Origin of the sequence: Promicromonospora sp. NPDC059942, from assembly GCF_042731755.1 — a bacterium.
Taxonomy (GTDB): domain Bacteria; phylum Actinomycetota; class Actinomycetes; order Actinomycetales; family Cellulomonadaceae; genus Promicromonospora.
In genome coordinates, this window is record NZ_JBHWLR010000015.1 from 138,638 (window position 1) to 153,751 (window position 15,114).

At 73.8% G+C, this 15,114-nt stretch carries 19 protein-coding genes; 12 read left to right on the plus strand and 7 right to left on the minus strand.

What is annotated here, in order from left to right:
• Nucleotides 1–8: 8 nt before the first annotated feature.
• The gene (gene prpB, locus ACFV9Q_RS22215) at nucleotides 9–914 is read right to left on the minus strand and encodes a methylisocitrate lyase (protein ID WP_377236192.1); all 906 of its coding nucleotides are present in this window, start codon (nucleotides 912–914) and stop codon (nucleotides 9–11) included.
• Entirely contained in the window at nucleotides 914–2,446 is a 1,533-nt protein-coding gene (locus ACFV9Q_RS22220) for an MmgE/PrpD family protein (RefSeq protein ID WP_377236193.1), read from the minus strand. Before ACFV9Q_RS22220 ends, prpB begins: the two co-directional genes overlap by 1 nt.
• 217 nt (nucleotides 2,447–2,663) lie before the next feature.
• Here ACFV9Q_RS22220 and nth point away from each other — a divergent pair, with 217 nt between their 5' ends.
• Complete coding sequence (nth, locus tag ACFV9Q_RS22225) at nucleotides 2,664–3,431, plus strand: endonuclease III (protein WP_377228345.1); 768 nt, start codon at nucleotides 2,664–2,666, stop codon at nucleotides 3,429–3,431.
• Here the strand turns inward: nth and ACFV9Q_RS22230 are convergent, their stop codons facing one another.
• Nucleotides 3,432–4,379: an alpha/beta fold hydrolase gene (locus ACFV9Q_RS22230; protein ID WP_377236194.1), complete on the minus strand. Its 948-nt coding sequence runs from the start codon at nucleotides 4,377–4,379 to the stop codon at nucleotides 3,432–3,434.
• A 53-nt stretch (nucleotides 4,380–4,432) separates the two neighbouring features.
• Nucleotides 4,433–5,227, minus strand: coding sequence for a winged-helix domain-containing protein (locus tag ACFV9Q_RS22235; protein WP_377236195.1), 795 nt, complete (start codon nucleotides 5,225–5,227; stop codon nucleotides 4,433–4,435).
• Between the two features lie 298 nt (nucleotides 5,228–5,525).
• Here ACFV9Q_RS22235 and ACFV9Q_RS22240 point away from each other — a divergent pair, with 298 nt between their 5' ends.
• The gene (locus ACFV9Q_RS22240; RefSeq protein ID WP_377228342.1) at nucleotides 5,526–6,266 is read left to right on the plus strand and encodes a hypothetical protein; all 741 of its coding nucleotides are present in this window, start codon (nucleotides 5,526–5,528) and stop codon (nucleotides 6,264–6,266) included.
• 23 nt (nucleotides 6,267–6,289) lie between these two features.
• On the opposite strand, the gene ACFV9Q_RS22245 is transcribed toward ACFV9Q_RS22240, so the two are convergent.
• Nucleotides 6,290–6,949, minus strand: coding sequence for a YceI family protein (locus ACFV9Q_RS22245; protein ID WP_377236196.1), 660 nt, complete (start codon nucleotides 6,947–6,949; stop codon nucleotides 6,290–6,292).
• Nucleotides 6,950–7,181: 232 nt separating this feature from the next.
• On the opposite strand from ACFV9Q_RS22245, the gene ACFV9Q_RS22250 reads away from it, so the two are divergent.
• Together ACFV9Q_RS22250 and ACFV9Q_RS22255 are read left to right on the plus strand one after the other, a co-directional pair.
• Complete coding sequence (locus tag ACFV9Q_RS22250) at nucleotides 7,182–7,631, plus strand: TlpA family protein disulfide reductase (RefSeq protein ID WP_377228340.1); 450 nt, start codon at nucleotides 7,182–7,184, stop codon at nucleotides 7,629–7,631.
• Nucleotides 7,628–8,068, plus strand: coding sequence for a DUF4395 domain-containing protein (locus tag ACFV9Q_RS22255; protein ID WP_377228339.1), 441 nt, complete (start codon nucleotides 7,628–7,630; stop codon nucleotides 8,066–8,068). The genes ACFV9Q_RS22250 and ACFV9Q_RS22255 overlap by 4 nt, the downstream gene beginning before the upstream one ends.
• Nucleotides 8,069–8,102: 34 nt before the next feature.
• Here ACFV9Q_RS22255 and ACFV9Q_RS22260 read toward each other — a convergent pair whose 3' ends face one another.
• The gene (locus ACFV9Q_RS22260; protein WP_377228338.1) at nucleotides 8,103–8,462 is read right to left on the minus strand and encodes a DsrE family protein; all 360 of its coding nucleotides are present in this window, start codon (nucleotides 8,460–8,462) and stop codon (nucleotides 8,103–8,105) included.
• Nucleotides 8,463–8,612: 150 nt separating this feature from the next.
• On the opposite strand from ACFV9Q_RS22260, the gene ACFV9Q_RS22265 reads away from it, so the two are divergent.
• From ACFV9Q_RS22265 to dtd, 8 genes are all read left to right on the plus strand, one after another.
• Nucleotides 8,613–9,236 (plus strand): FABP family protein, encoded by a 624-nt coding sequence (locus ACFV9Q_RS22265; RefSeq protein WP_377236197.1) that lies wholly within the window; start codon nucleotides 8,613–8,615, stop codon nucleotides 9,234–9,236.
• Between the two features lie 54 nt (nucleotides 9,237–9,290).
• Complete coding sequence (locus tag ACFV9Q_RS22270) at nucleotides 9,291–10,442, plus strand: YgfZ/GcvT domain-containing protein (protein WP_377236198.1); 1,152 nt, start codon at nucleotides 9,291–9,293, stop codon at nucleotides 10,440–10,442.
• 33 nt (nucleotides 10,443–10,475) lie between these two features.
• Nucleotides 10,476–11,591: an aromatic acid exporter family protein gene (locus ACFV9Q_RS22275; RefSeq protein ID WP_377236199.1), complete on the plus strand. Its 1,116-nt coding sequence runs from the start codon at nucleotides 10,476–10,478 to the stop codon at nucleotides 11,589–11,591.
• A gap of 67 nt (nucleotides 11,592–11,658) precedes the next feature.
• Nucleotides 11,659–12,000: a PadR family transcriptional regulator gene (locus ACFV9Q_RS22280; RefSeq protein WP_377228334.1), complete on the plus strand. Its 342-nt coding sequence runs from the start codon at nucleotides 11,659–11,661 to the stop codon at nucleotides 11,998–12,000.
• Nucleotides 12,000–12,944 (plus strand): permease prefix domain 1-containing protein, encoded by a 945-nt coding sequence (locus tag ACFV9Q_RS22285; protein WP_377236200.1) that lies wholly within the window; start codon nucleotides 12,000–12,002, stop codon nucleotides 12,942–12,944. The genes ACFV9Q_RS22280 and ACFV9Q_RS22285 overlap by 1 nt, the downstream gene beginning before the upstream one ends.
• Before the next feature lie 48 nt (nucleotides 12,945–12,992).
• A complete protein-coding gene (locus ACFV9Q_RS22290) occupies nucleotides 12,993–13,319 on the plus strand; it encodes a DUF2516 family protein (protein ID WP_377236201.1) in 327 nt (108 codons plus the stop codon).
• An 8-nt stretch (nucleotides 13,320–13,327) separates the two neighbouring features.
• Nucleotides 13,328–14,383: an asparaginase gene (locus tag ACFV9Q_RS22295; RefSeq protein WP_377236202.1), complete on the plus strand. Its 1,056-nt coding sequence runs from the start codon at nucleotides 13,328–13,330 to the stop codon at nucleotides 14,381–14,383.
• Nucleotides 14,380–14,805: a D-aminoacyl-tRNA deacylase gene (gene dtd / locus ACFV9Q_RS22300; RefSeq protein ID WP_377228330.1), complete on the plus strand. Its 426-nt coding sequence runs from the start codon at nucleotides 14,380–14,382 to the stop codon at nucleotides 14,803–14,805. The genes ACFV9Q_RS22295 and dtd overlap by 4 nt, the downstream gene beginning before the upstream one ends.
• Nucleotides 14,806–14,808: 3 nt before the next feature.
• Here the strand turns inward: dtd and ACFV9Q_RS22305 are convergent.
• Nucleotides 14,809–15,114, minus strand: a 306-nt coding sequence (locus tag ACFV9Q_RS22305; protein WP_377236203.1) for a helix-turn-helix transcriptional regulator, incomplete at its 5' end; no start/stop codon positions are given.

Genomic DNA, 15,114 nt, shown 5'->3' on the forward strand with positions numbered 1-15,114 from the left:
TTTCGAGATCAGGGCTCGTAGGTGAAGACGTTCGAGTCGAAGTGGTTGTAGGCCGCGTAGTCGGTCAGCTCGTAGAGCCGCGCCCGGGTCTGCATCTGCGGCACCAGGTCCGCCTGGGTGCCCGACGCCGAGATCTGGTCCAGCGCCCGTTCGGCGGCGCCCATCGCGATGCGCAGCAGGGTGACGGGATAGATCACGAGCTGCGCCCCGGCGTCGTGCAGCTGCTTCGCCGTGAAGAGCTCGGACTTGCCGAACTCCGTCATGTTCGCCAGCACCGGCACGTCGAGGGCCGAGGCGACGGCCTCGAACTCGGCGAGGTCCTTCATCGCCTCGGGGAAGATCGCGTCCGCCCCGGCGTCGGCCAGGGCCTTGGCGCGGTCGATCGCGAGCCTCAGCCCGCGCTCGCCCGGCTCGGTGCCGCGCACGTCGGTGCGCGCCATGATGAGGAAGTCGGGGTCGCGTCGGCCGTCGGCGGCGGCCCGGATGCGCCGGACGGCGTCGCCGAGCCCGACCACCTCCTTGCCGTCGAGGTGGCCGCAGCGCTTGGGGTTGACCTGGTCCTCGATGTGGATGCCGGCCACGCCGGCGTCCTCCATGGTCTGGACCGTGCGGGCCACGTTCATGGGCTCGCCGAACCCGGTGTCGGCGTCGGCGAGCACGGGCAGGTCGGTGACCCGGGCGATCTGGCCGGCCCGGCCGGCCACCTCGGTGAGCGTCGTGAGGCCGATGTCGGGCAGGCCGAGGTCGGCCGACAGGACGGCGCCCGAGACGTAGACGCCGTCGAACCCCTTGTCCTGGATCAGCTTGGCGCTCAGCGGGTTGAACGCGCCCGGGAGCCGCAGGATGTCCGGCCCGGCGAGGGCCTCGCGGAAGGCCCGGCGCTTGGCCGCGGGGGTGAGGTGGGAGTAGAGCATCAGGCGCGCCCCAGCTCGAACAGGCCGGTCGGGGCCGGGACGGCGTCCAGGACGCCCGGGGCGGCGACGATCGTGAGCTCACGGACCTCGGCGGGGGTGAGCTCGGGGAGGCGCTCGGCCAGGTCGAGGAACCGGTCGATCTCGGCGTCCGACAGGATGCCCGCGGCCAGCGTGCGGAACTTGGCCACGTAGTTCGCGCGGGCGAACGGGCGGGCACCCAGCGGGTGGGCGTCGGCGACGGCGATCTCGCGCGTGACCACCTCGCCCGAGGTGAGCGTGATCTCGACGCGGCCGCCGAACGCCTTCTCGGCGGGGTCGGTCGAGTGGTAGCGGCGCGTCCACTCCGGGTCCTCGGCGGTGGTGACCTTGCGCCACAGCTCGACCGTGTCCGGCCGCTGCGCGCGCTCGGGGGCGTAGGAGTCCACGTGGTGCCAGCCGCCGTCCTGCAGCGCGACCGTGAAGATGTACGGGACCGAGTGGTCGAGCGTCTCGCGCGACGCCGTCGGGTCGTACTTCTGCGGGTCGTTCGCGCCCGAGCCGATGACGTAGTGCGTGTGGTGGCTGGTGTGCAGCACGATCGAGGCGACGTTCGCGGGGTCCCGCAGCTCGGGGCGCTCGTTGCCCAGCGCGCGGGCCATGTCGATGATCGCCTGCGCCTGGTACTCCGCGGAGTGCTCCTTGGTGTACGTGTCGAGGATGCCGGTCCGCGCCTCGCCGGGCTCGGGGAGCACCACGTCGTAGGCGGCGCCCGGCCCGTCCAGGAGCCACGCGACGACGCCGTCCTCGCCCTCGTAGATGGGCTCGGGGGAGGTCTGGCCGCGCATGGCGCGGTCCACGGCCTCGATCGCGAGCTTGCCCGCGAAGGCCGGCGCGTGCGCCTTCCAGGTGGAGATCTGGCCCTTGCGGCTCTGCCGCGTGGCGGTGGTGGTGTGCAGGGCCTGGCCGATCGCCTGGAACACCGTCTCGGTGTCCAGCCCCAGCAGCGTGCCGATGCCGGCCGCGGCCGACGGGCCGAGGTGCGCCACGTGGTCGATCTTGTGCTTGTGCAGGCTGATCGAGCGGACCAGGTCCACCTGGATCTCGTAGCCGGTCACGATGCCGCGCACCAGGTCCCGGCCCGAGCGGCCGGCGTGCTGCGCCACGGCCAGGATCGGCGGGATGTTGTCGCCCGGGTGCGAGTACTCGGCGGCGAGGAACGTGTCGTGGAAGTCGAGCTCGCGGACGGCGACGCCGTTGGCCCACGCGGCCCACTCGGGGCTGCTGGTGGCCTCGGGGGCCAGGCCGAAGACCGTGGAGCCCGGGGTGTAGGGGTGCGCCTGCGCCTGCGAGCGGGCGGCGACGGCGGGGCCACGCGTCAGGCTGGCCGCCGCCACCGAGGCGTTGTCGATCACGCGGTTGATCACCATGTCGGTGACCTCGGCCGTCGGCTCGACCGTGTCGGTGGCGAGCTCCGCGAGCTTCCAGGCGAGCTGGTCGGTGCGCTTGAGCGGCTCGGCGGACGGGTAGACGCGTAGGTGGTGCGTGTACGGCATGGTGACTCTTCCTCGATTCACGTGGACCGTCGTGGGGTCCGGGGCGCTGCCCGGACCGTAGGGCGGGCATCGGGTCGCGACCGCTCGGCTGGTGGACGGCGGGTGCGCCCTTGACCTTCTCATACTCCGCGTCCTAGGTACACGAGCCAACCCCGCGCCAGGTTCCCGATTGCGGCGATCCCGGGTCGATGTCAGTGGCGGTCGCTACTGTGGCGACGTGACCGTCAGCGAGCACGAGCCCGAACGCCAGCCCGAGGACGCGCCGGAGAGCAGGCTGGCGCTGGTGCGCCGGGCGCGGCGCATCAACCGAGTGCTCGCGGAGACCTACCCGGACGCCCGGGCCGAGCTGGACTTCCGGACGCCGCTGGAGCTGCTGGTCGCGACCGTGCTCAGCGCGCAGACCACCGACGTCCGCGTCAACCAGACCACGCCCGAGCTGTTCGTCATGTACCCGGACGCGCAGGCCTACGCGGAGGCGAACCCGGCGGAGCTGGAGGAGATCCTGCGCCCGCTCGGTTTCTTCCGGGCCAAGGCCAAGGCCGTGATGGGCCTGGGCAAGGCGCTCGTCGAGCGGTTCGACGGCGAGGTCCCGGGGCGGCTGAAGGACCTGGTGACGCTGCCCGGCGTCGGGCGCAAGACGGCGAACGTCGTGCTCGGCAACGCGTTCGGCGTGCCGGGCATCACCGTGGACACGCACTTCGGGCGGGTCTCGCGTCGGCTGGGCCTGACCACCGAGGAGGACCCGGTCAAGGTCGAGGCCGAGGTGGGCGAGCTCTTCCCGAAGAAGGACTGGACCATGCTCAGCCACCACCTCGTGTGGCACGGCCGGCGCGTCTGCCTCGCGCGCACCCCGGCCTGCGGGGCATGCAGCATCTCGCATCTGTGCCCGTCGTACGGCGCCGGCGAGACCGACCCCGACAAGGCGGAGAAGCTGGTGCGTCCCGCGCCGGAGCGTTCGCCGCTCGCGGGCCTGCCGCTGAAGTAGTCAGGCCACCCGGGCGAGCCAGCCCAGCAGGATCTCGTTCACCCGGTCCGGTGCCTCCTCGGGGAGGAAGTGGCCGGCCCCGGGCAGCAGCTCGTAGCGCAGGTCGGACGCGAGCGCGATGGCGTCCACGTCGGCGCGCTCGTGCCGCAGGAACCCGTCCCGGGCGCCCTGGAGCTGCAGCGCGGGCACGTCCAGCGGACGGCGCAGCGCGGCGCCGAACCGGCGCCCGTCCATCCGGGGCGTCGAGCGGACCACCCAGCGCAGCGCCTCCGCGGCCGAGTGGGCGGCGAACGGGATGCGCATGACCGCCCGGTACCGGTCCACCACGTCGTCGGGCAGCGGGGCGGCCGCGCCCAGGTCGAGGGTGCGCCGCACCAGGTCACCCTGGATCATGGCGCGCTCCGGCAGCGTGGGGACCTGGAGGTACGCCAGCTCGCGCAGCGCGGCGGGCGTGAACGCGGCGGTGCTGCGCAGCCGCACCCGGGCCGGGTGCGGGCTGGCCAGGACGGCGACGGCCGACGTCGTGCCGGGGTGGAGCGCCGCGACCGCCCACGCGAGCGTGCCGCCCGTACCGTGCCCCACGACCACCGCGTTCTCGCGCCCGAGGGAGCGCACCACGCCGGCGACGTCCGCCGCCCGCGCCGTCAGCCCGTAGCCCGACGGCGGCTTGTCCGAGCCGCCCACACCACGCACGTCCATCGCGGCGACGCGGTAGCCGGCGTCCGCCAGGGCGGGAATCTGCGCCCGCCAGGACCACCAGAACTGGGGGTAGCCGTGCAGCAGGAGCACCAGGGGCGCGGAGCGGCTCTCCGGACCCGCGGTCGCCACGTGGAAGCGGGAACCGCCCGAGGAGACGAACTCGTGCCGCCACGGCCCTTCGACGAGGGCGCACGTGTAGTCGCTGGTGGCTGCCGAGCGGACGGCCGGTCTGGCCGAGAGTGCGGTCACAGGTACGAACCTACGCGCTCGGTGCCCGGTCTGCCCGGCACCCCGCGCGCGGCTCAGTGGCCGGTCTGCGCCACGCGCTTCCCGGCGGAGCCGCCGTTCTGGTCGTCGGCCGGCTTCGTGTCGGACGACGGGGCGGTGGTCGGCTCCGGCGCCGGCGCTTCCTCTACGGGACGCTCCTTGGGCGGGTCGAACCGGTAGCCGACGTTGCGCACCGTGCCGATGAGCTGCTCGTGCTCGGGGCCCAGCTTGGCGCGCAGGCGCCGCACGTGGACGTCGACGGTGCGCGTGCCCCCGTAGTAGTCGTAGCCCCAGACCTCCTGCAGCAGCTGGGCCCGCGTGAACACACGGCCCGGGTGCTGCACCAGGTACTTGAGGAGCTCGAACTCCTTGTAGGTCAGGTCGATCGGGCGGCCGCGGAGCCGGGCGGTGTACCCGCCGGCGTCGATCGCGAGCTCGCCGGCGGAGATCTCCTGCTGCGACTCCTCGGCCGGGCCGCGCGCGGAGCGTTCGACCACCAGGCGCAGCCGGGCCTCGACCTCGGCGGGCGAGGCGGACTCCAGCAGGAGGTCATCGGCGCCCCACTCGTGGGTCACGACCGTGAGGCCGCCCTCGGTGAGGATCAGCACCAGCGGCACGGTCAGGCCGGTGGCGTGCAGCAGGCGGCACGTGGTGCGGGCCGCGACGAGGTCGCGGCGGGCATCCAGCAGCACGACGTCCGCGTCAGGCGCGTCGACCAGCGCGGAGGGCTCCATCGGGAGCACCCGCACCCGATGGGACAGCAGTCCCAGTGCGGGCAGTACCTCGGCCGACCCGCCGGTGGCGGGCGTGAGGATCAACAGCTCTGCCATTGACGCACCTCCTCTCGGAACCGGCGTCCTGCTACCGTCCCTGGCTCGGGTCTCGCTCAAGCGAGACGTCCCGTCGCGTCCAACTGGCTCTGCGGAAGTCTGCCCTGTTGCTTGTTGCGTGCATGTTACACGCCCTTTTCCTGGACACCACCATGCTGGTCAGGACCCGTGACGTTCGCATGACGCGGGTGTTGCTCGTCTCGTTCAGGCCCGGCGGAAGGCCCGGGAACTGGCCCGAACGGCGGCGCCCCGGGCGGCGATTGAGGCAACTCGGTAAGTCTCTGGAAAACTCTGAGCCGTGTCCGTCTCCACCCGCGCCGTGACGACCGCCGCGCTCGCGGCCCTCGTCGCCGCCGCGTCCTACGTCCAGCCCCGGCCCCTGCCCCTCGTGGGCGCGGCCGTGGTCCTGGCGGTCCTCGTCGCGCTGGGCTGGCCGTCGCTGCTGCGCCTGCCCGCCTCGGGGAGCACCCGGGTGGTCGTCGCCCTCTGCGGCGTCGGGGGAGCGGCCGCGACCTACCTCACCCAGGGCGAGCCCGTGCTGCGGCACCTGCCGATGGTGCTCGCGGGCGCGGTGGTGCTCGCCTTCATCGCGCAGATGCTGCGCCGCGACGGGCGCCCCCAGCTCACGGAGTCCGTGTCGGGCACCGTCGCCGGCGTCGTCGCGGCGATCGCCGCCTCGGGCTGGATCGCCGCCGCCCGGTCCGACGCCGGGGCCGCCCTCGTCGTCACGAGCGCGGTGGCGCTCGCGGTGGCCGCCGCCGTCGCGGCGCTGCCGGTGCGCGGCTGGGTGGCGCTCGGGATCTCCGCCGTCGCCGCCGTGGTGGTGGGCGGCGCGGCCGGGACGCTGCTGCCGAACATCGACACCGTGAGCGGGCTGTGGTGCGGTCTGGTCGCGGGTGTCGTCGTCGGGGCGCTGCACCTGCTGCTGGAGCGGCTGCCCGCCCGCGGCGCGCGGCTGGCCGGGCTCTCGGCGAGCGCGCTGCCCGTCGCGGTGTGCGGCATCTTCGTGTTCGTCGTGGGCCGGATGGTCATCCTCTGAGGTGACCCCCGGCGGGGCCGCGGTCAGGACTGGCGGATCATCTCGCCGGCGATCTCGATGCGGACCTTCTTGGCCACCAGCACGCCGCCCGCCTCGAGCGCGACGTTCCAGAGCAGGCCCCACTCCTCGCGCTCGATCTCGCAGCTCCCGTGGAAGCCGAAGATGTCCTGGCCGTAGGGGTCGTGCCCCACGCCGCCGAACTCGCACTCCAGGGTGACCGGGCGCGTCACGCCGCGCACGGTGAGCAGGCCGTCCATGACGAACTTGGTGAACGAGCCGTCCGCCTGCATCGGGTCGTGCGGCCGCCGGCCGGCGGTGCCCGCCTTGAGCCGGGCCCACGAGAAGATCGGGTCCACCTGGGTGCGCATCCGGAACCCGGTGCTGCGGAACTCGATGGTCGGGTGGTTCTCGACGTCCAGGAAGTCCGCGCTGCGCAGGTGGGTGTCGCGCTCGCCCACGTGCGTGTCGACGGACGCCGCCTGGATGGTGCACGTGACCTGCGAGGCGAGCGGGTCCTCGCCGACGGTGACCGTGGCCTCGCCCTCGGCGAACTCGCCACGGACGGGGCTGACCATCATGTGCATGGCGAGGAAGCCGAGCCGCTTGTGATTCTGGTCGATCTGGTACACCCCGGCCGCCGGGATGGTCAGACCATTCCACGTACGAGTTGGCAAAACTTCCATCCTAGACAATTCTCCTATATATGCGGATGCATGCACGCTACCACCGGGGGGTCGCCGGATCGGGTGGCGTTTCGGCACGAGAAATACTGCTCCGACGGGTTGTGCAGACCAGGGAATCATGTGGGCGGGCACCCGAGAAGGTCAGGGCCCCGCACTGTGACCGGCCTCATGGCGGATCCATATCGCGGACGAGGACTTGTCTGGACGAGCGAGGCACGGCAGGGTGGGGCGAATGTTGGGACAGGTGATCGCGCTCGTCGTCCTGGTGCTCGGTACTGCCGCGCTCGGCGTGTGGTGGTCGGCACGTCAGGGCGCCGTCCGCGCGCCCCGCGAGACGCCCGTCGGCATCGACTGGGCCTCCTCCGGGATCGCGCTCGCCGACCGGGTGACCTTCGTCCAGTTCTCGGCCGAGGTGTGTGCCGCGTGCCGGTCCACGTCCCGGGTCCTGGGCGGTCTGACCGGCACGAGCGCCGGCGTCGAGCACCGCGAGGTGCTGGTGGACGACCACCTCGACCTGGTCCGCACCCTCGGCGTGCTGCGCACGCCCACGGTGCTCGTGGTCGACGGCGGCGGCCGCGAGGTGGCCCGGATGAGCGGCGTGGTGTCCGACACTCAGGCGCGACAGGCGCTGAGCCGGGTTCCGGCGGCAGCGCTGGAGACAGAGGGGGAGGCGCACTCATGAACGCGAGCAAGGGGATCGACCCGCGGGGGCCGCGCGTCGGGGCGAGCATCACCGCGGTGCTGCTGGCCGCCGTCGTGCTGCTGGGCGCGAGCACCGCCGGCCTGTGGCTGCTGACGTTCATCATGTTGAGCTTCGTGCTCGGCACGGTGCGCGGCGCCGAGGGCTCGTGGCAGGGCCTGCTCTACAAGCGGTTCGTGCGACCGCGGCTGAGCCCGCCCACGGAGATGGAGGACCGCCGCCCGCCGCGCTTCGCGCAGGGCGTGGGCCTCTTCGTCACCGGCGTCGGCGTGATCCTCGGCTTCTTCGGGGTGCTCCCGGCCGTGCCGATCGCGGCCGCGGCGGCGTTCGTCGCGGCGGCGCTCAACGCCGTCGTCGGGCTGTGCCTCGGGTGCGAGCTGTACCTGCTGCTGCGCCGGTCGGGCCTGGTCCGCGCCTAGCGGACGAGCGCGGACTAGCGCGGACTACCGCCGCCTAGTAGACGAGCGCCTGGGCGTCGTCCCGCAGGATCTCCTCGGTGAACAGCGCCGAGCCCGCGATCCGGATGCCGGGCAGCACGTCCGCCTCGGTGATGTCCCGGCGCGCCGCGCACTGCGTGCACACCGTGACGGTGCCGGCGCCCAGGATCACCTCGATGAGCTGGGGCAGGGGCGTCGCGTGCTCCAGCTCCAGCTCGGCCGCGCGGCCGGGCAGGGCGAGCCACGCCGACTCGCCGGTGAGCCAGAGGCTCACCTCCGCGCCGGACGCGACGGCCGCCGCGGCGACGGTGAAGGCCTGGTTGGTGGCCTCGGGACGGTCCAGGCCTGAGGTGGTCTTGATCACGAGCGGGCGCATGGGCCGACTGTAGGCCGTGGACGTTAGGATCGGCACCATGTCGATCCACGCCCTTGAGCTCATCTTCACCGGCCTCATCGTGGCGGTCGCAGTCGCGGTCGCCTGGTTCGCCGGCTACGTCGTCTACAAGCTGTACACCGGCCAGCGCTGATGACGTTCACCTTTCCCGACGGGCTCTCGCCCGAGGTGTACCCGCTGGCCTGGCTGGTCGGCCGCTGGCGCGGTGAGGGTGTGATCGACTACCCCGGCATCGGCAAGAAGACCTTCGTGCAGGACCTGGTCTTCGACCACGACGGCGGCCCGTACCTGCGGTTCGAGTCCACGCTGCGGGTGCTCGAGAGCGTCGTCCCCGACAAGCTGCCCGACGACGGCGAGTGGCCGGCACCGGTGCCGGACCCGACGGAGTCGGACCCGGCGGAGTCGGACGCGCCGGCCGGTGAGGCGCCCGAGGTGGCCGGCACCGTCTGGTCCACCGAGACCGGCTACTGGCGGGTCTCCTCGGACCGCCCCGACGGCCTCGAGGAGAACAAGCACGCGCTCGAGGTGCTCGTGGCCGACGCCTCGGGGCGCATCACCGTCTACATCGGCGCCGTGGGCAACGGGCGGATCGACCTGGCCTCCGACGCGATCGCGCGGACGTCGACGGCGTCCGAGGTGCGCGCGTCGAAGCGGCTGTACGGCCTGGTCCAGGGCCGGCTGCTGTGGGTGGAGGAGCTCGCCGCGTTCGGCGAGCCGCTGCGCTCGTACGCCTCGGCCGAGCTGGACCGGCAGTAACCCGACGCGGACGGGAATGCCCCGCCCGCCCACGACGCTGCACCTGAGGTGAGCATGGATTACGAGAGCCCCCTGCTGAGCCGGCGCGGCGCGGTCGCCGCCGCCGGGCCCGACGCCGGGGTCGCCTGGCACTACGGCGACCCGACGGCCGAGCAGCGCGCGCTTTCGCGCGGCGGGGCCGTGGTCGACCAGTCGCACCTCGGAATCGTCCGCGTCGCAGGCCCCGACCGGCTGAGCTGGCTGCACTCGATCACGTCCCAGCAGCTCGCGGACCTGGCCCCCCGGACCAGCACGGAGCTGCTCGTCCTGTCGCCGCAGGGCCACATCGAGCACGTCGCGGGCGTGGTGGACGACGGCGAGGCCACCTGGCTGATCACCGAGCGCGAGTCGGCGCCCGCCCTGGCCGGCTGGCTCGACCGCATGAAGTTCACGCTGCGCGTCGAGATCACCGACGCCACCGACGAGTGGGCGGCGATCGGCGAGCCCGTGGCCGCCGAGGGCGCGGAGGGCGAGCCGGTGACCTGGCACGACGCCTGGCCGCACGTCGTCGGCGGCGGTACGCGCTACGGGCCGCCCGAGGGCGAGCACCCCGGCGCGATGCGCCCCTGGCGGCTCGTGCTGGTGCCGCGCGCCGACCTGGAGTCCGAGGTCGCGGCCCGTGAGGCCGCCGGCTGGCCGCTCGCCGGCACCTGGGCCACCGAGGCCCTGCGCGTCGAGGCCTGGCGCCCGCGCCAGGCGCGCGAGGTCGACGAGCGCACCATCCCGCACGAGCTCGACCTGCTGCGCACCGCCGTGCACATCAACAAGGGCTGCTACCGCGGCCAGGAGACCGTGGCGCGCGTGCACAACCTGGGCCGGCCCCCGCGCCGGCTCGTGATGCTGCACCTCGACGGCTCGCAGCACCTGCTCCCGGAGGCTGGCGCCGAGGTGCGCCTCCCGTCGTCGGACGGCGCGCCCGGCAAGGTCGTGGGCACGCTGACCTCGATGGCGCGCCACCACGAGCTGGGCCCCATCGGCCTGGCGGTGCTCAAGCGGAACGTCCCGGAGGACACCGAGCTCATGGTGTCCGGCGACGTCTCGGGGCAGGCCATCGAGGTGTCGGCGGCGCAGGAGGTCATCGTGCCGGGTGACGGCGTGTCGGTGGACCGGCCCGAGTCCCACGGCCCCCTGACCCGCGGCCTGCGCGGCCCGGCCAGCCTCATCTGACACGTCCGTGAGGCCGGGTGGCAGGATGCCACCGTGACCTCACTGCCCGGCCCGGCCGACGAGATGTGGCGCAAGGCCATGCGCACGCTCATGCTGCGCACCCGGCTGCGGCAGGGCTGGACCCGCGCGCGGGCGAGCCTGATCCCGATCGCCCAGGCGTCACTCGCCGCGGGTGTCGCGTACCTGATCGCGCGGTACGTGCTGGGGCACGAGCAGCCGTTCTTCGCGCCGGTCGCGGCGTGGGTGCTGCTCGGGTTCACCGCGCAGCGGGACGTGCGCCGGGTCTCCGAGATGGCCGTGGGCGTGGCGGTCGGCGTCGCCATGGGCGACCTGATCGTGCACCTGATCGGCTCGGGCTGGTGGCAGCTCAGCCTGGTGCTGTTCATCTCGGCCGTCGCCGCGCGGTTCATCGACCGGGGCGCGCTCCTGGTCACGCAGGCCGGCGTCCAGGCGATCATCGTGGTGGGCCTGCCCCAGGTCTCCGGCGGGCCGCTCGGCCGGTGGACCGACGCCCTGGTCGGCGGCGCCGTCGCGCTCACGGTCGCGCTGCTCACGCCCGGCGACACCCGGCGCCGCCCGCGGGCGCTCGCCGAGCAGGCCGTGACCGAGCTCGCCGAGACCCTGGAGACGCTCGCCCGCGGCCTGCGCTCGGACGACGTGGACGACGTCCGGGCGGCCCTCGTGCGCGGCCGGGCCTCGGAGCCGGTGCTCGCCGAGTGGCAGGAGGCGGCACGCGACGCGCGCGAGCTGGCGCGGATCTCCGTGGGGCGGATCCACCGCGGCGAGCTCGCCCGGCTGGAGGACCAGGCCGTGCTCGTCGACCGCACGATGCGGTCGGTGCGGGTGCTCGCCCGCCGCGCGCTCCCGGTGGTCGAGGGGGAGCACGACGTGCGCCCGGTCGCCGGGCTGGTCGAGGGCTTCGCGTCGGGCGTGCGGCTCCTCGCCTCTGACGTCGGCTCCGGAGGCGACGCCGCCCGGGCGCGCGAGGTGCTGGCCACCGTGGCCGCCCAGGTGGACCCGCGGACCGTGGGCGAGGGCGACTGGCAGGTGCAGTCCCTGGTGATGCTGCTGCGGTCGCCCCTGGTCGACACGCTGGAGGCCACGGGCGCGACGCCGGGCGAGGCGCGCGCGGCGCTCCCCGAGCTGTAGCCGGCTGTCCACAGGCTGTGCACAGAACTTGTTGTCGTCAGGTACTTGATCAGATACAGTAGTTGGCGTGATAGACCCCTTCGCCGCCGACCTCCTGCGCGGGCACACCGACACGATCGTGCTCGGCGTGCTGCGCGCCCGGGATCGCTACGGCTTCGAGATCTACAAGCAGATCCGCGACACGACCGGCGGCGACCACGAGATCAAGGAGGCCACGCTCTACGCGGCCTACCGGCGGCTCGTGAAGGACGGCCTGGTCGAGGCGTACTGGGGCGACGAGTCCCAGGGCGGACGCCGCAAGTACTACCGCATCACCGACGCGGGGCGTGCCGTGTACCGGCGCAACGTGGACGCGTGGGTGGCCACGCGACGCACCATCGACTCCCTCCTCGACCTGAAAGGTTCCTGATGACGAACATCTCGGTGCACCGCCTGCTGGACGAAGCCTTCGCGGGCATCCCGACGACCCCCGACGTGCAGGACCTCAAGGAGGAGATCCGCGCGAACCTCGTGGACCGCGTGGCCGAGCTGACCGCCGGCGGCGTGGCGCCCGACGACGCCGCGCGGCGCGCGGTCGGCGAGCTGGGCGACGTGCGCGCGCTGGTCGACGAGGCGGACGCGGGCCCGCGCGACGCCGAGCGGCCCGCGCCGTCCTCCTACGAGCTGATGGCCCGGAACCGGGTCCCGGCCTCCGGAACGTTCGTCGCTGCGGTGGTGCTGGTGTCGATCGTGCTGGCGGCGAGCGTGGTGGGCACGGTGTTCGCCGCCGTCGGGTACGCGCACGGTGACCTCGGCCCGCTGCTGCCCACGGCGCTCGCGCTGGTGGCGGGGCTCGCGCTCGGCGCCGTCGTGGCCGGCTCGCTGAGCCAGGAGACGACGGCCAGCCACCCGGTGCCCCGCCGGCGTGCCGCGCTGTTCGGCGTCGGCTGGGGCCTGGTGCTGGTGGGCGCACTGCTCGCCCTGGTGCACCTGTTCGGCGGGACCACCGGGTGGCTCGTCCTGGACGGGGTCGCGCTCGTGGCGGGCGTGGTGCTGCTCTCGTGGCTCGCCGCGACCACCACCAACCGGAAGAAGCAGTGGGCTCTCGCGGAGGAGTCCGTGCACACGCAGGCCGCGGGCACCCGGTTCGACCGCGACCCGGCGGCCGCGGCGCGGTTCGGCATCTACACCGTGGTGGTGTGGAGCCTGACGGGCGTCGCCGTGCTCCTCGTCGGCACCACGGTGAGCTGGTCCCGGGTGTGGCTGCCGGGCGTGCTCGGCTGGGTGGTGTTCATGCTGATGCTCGCCACGATGCTGTTCGGGGCCAGGCACGAGGACGACGCGCGCAAGGCTGCTGAGCACGCGGCCGGCTGAGCACCCGGACCAGGCGAGACGCCGCCCCGGTTGCCGTAGGCTCGTCCTGTGTTCGGAGCTCTCCAAACGTTCGTCTTCATCGTGCTGGGCGTCATCGTCTTCGCGGTCCAGGTCATCGCCCTGGTCGACGCGATCCGTCGCCCGGCCAACGCCTACACGTCCGAGGGCAAGCTGTCGAAGCCGATCTGGCTCGCGATCCTCGGCGTGGCCGCCGTCTTCGGCCTCCTGGGGCTGCCGCCGAGCTTCATCACGGCCAGCTCCTTCCTCAACGTGATCGCGGTGGTCCCGGCCATCGTCTACTGGGCCGACGTGCGCCCCCGTCTGCTGCCGTACGGCACGGGCAACAAGCCGCGCGGTCCGCAGGGCGGATGGTGACCGCGCCCATGGCGGTCGGTCGCGCGGCCTCGACGTCGGACGCGGTGCTCGACGGCGCCGCGCCGCTGGCCGAGGTCATCCGCGGCGACCTCGTGGAGTCGGTCCACCTGGGGCACCTCGTGGTGCTCGACCCGGCCGGCCGGCCGGTGCTCCAGGTGGGCAACCCGACCACGCCGGTCTGGCCGCGGTCGTCGCTCAAGCCGCTGCAGCTCCTCGCGATGCTGCGCGCGGGCCTGGAGCTGCCGGACCGGCTGCTCGCGCTGGCCTCGGCGAGCCACAACGGCGAGCAGTTCCACCTGGAGGGCGTGCTGCAGATCCTGGGCTCCGTGGGCCTCGGCCCCGGCGCGCTCCAGAACACCCCTGACCTGCCGCTCTACCCGCCGGCCGCGCTCGACTGGCACATCGCACCGCACGACGGCGGGCCGGGTCCGGCGCCGCTCGCGCAGAACTGCTCCGGCAAGCACGCGGCGATGCTCGCCACCTGCCTCACGCAGGGCTGGGACATCGAGACGTACCTGTCGCCCGAGCACCCGCTGCAGCGGGCGGTCCGCAGCACGATCCTGGAGCTGACCGGCGACGCCGAGCTCGTCATGCACACCACGGTCGACGGCTGCGGCGCGCCCCTGTTCTCCACGACGCTGCTCGGCCTGGCGCGCGCCTTCTCGACCCTGGGTGCGGCGCCGACGGAGGACGTCCGCTCGCACGAGGCGCGGGCCGCCCGCGCCATCTCCGCGCACCCCGACATGGTGGGCGGCACCGGCCGCGACGTCACGCTCGCCATGCAGGCCGTGCCGGGCCTGGTCGCCAAGGACGGCGCCGAGGGCGTCTACGCCGCGGGCCTGCCCGACGGTTCCGCGCTGGCGTTCAAGGTGCTCGACGGGTCCGCCCGGGCGCGTCCCGCCATCCTCGCGGCCGCGCTGCGCGCCGCCGGCGCGGCGGGCCTGCCGGGGGTGTACCCCGGCGGCCTCGACGGGCTGGGCCGCGTGCCCGTGCTCGGCGGTGGCCGGCCGGTCGGCGAGGTCCGGGCCGTCTTCGCCGACCAGTACGCCGAGGGCCGCCGGTGAGAGCGGTGCTCCAGCGCGTCACCCGCGCGTCCGTGGTGGTCGACGGCGAGGTGGTGGGCGCCATCGACAAGCCCGGCATCCTGGCCCTGGTCGGCGTCACGCACGACGACGGCCCGGCCCAGGTCGAGACCATCGCGCGCAAGATCGCCGACCTGCGCATCCTCCAGGACGAGCAGTCGGTGGCCGACCTGGGCGCGCCGGTCCTCGTCGTCAGCCAGTTCACGCTCTACGGCGACGCCCGCAAGGGGCGCCGCCCCACGTGGAACCAGGCGGCGCCCGGGCCGGTCGCCGAACCGCTCGTGGACGCCGTCGTGGCGGCGCTGCGCGAGCGCGGCCTGACGGTCGAGACGGGCCGGTTCGGCGCCGACATGCAGGTGGAGCTGGTCAACGACGGCCCGGTGACCATCCTGCTGGAGGCCTGAGGCCTACCCCCGCAGGGCCAGCACCGCCAGCTCCGTGCGGGAGCGCACCCCGAGCTTGCGGAAGACCCGCCCCAGGTGCACCTCCACGGTGCGGACCGACACGTAGAGGTTCGCGGCGACCTGCCGGTTGGTGCGGCCCTGCACCACGAGCCGCGCGACGTCCAGCTCCCGCTCGGTGAGCAGGTCGGTCCACTGCCCGCACAGCTCCTCCCCGGCGTCGACCACCGGCTCGCCCGGCGCCTCGGCCGGCACCGGCCCCGCCGGGTCCCGGCGCGGCCGGCCGACGTCGGGGCGCGGGGGAGCCTCGGC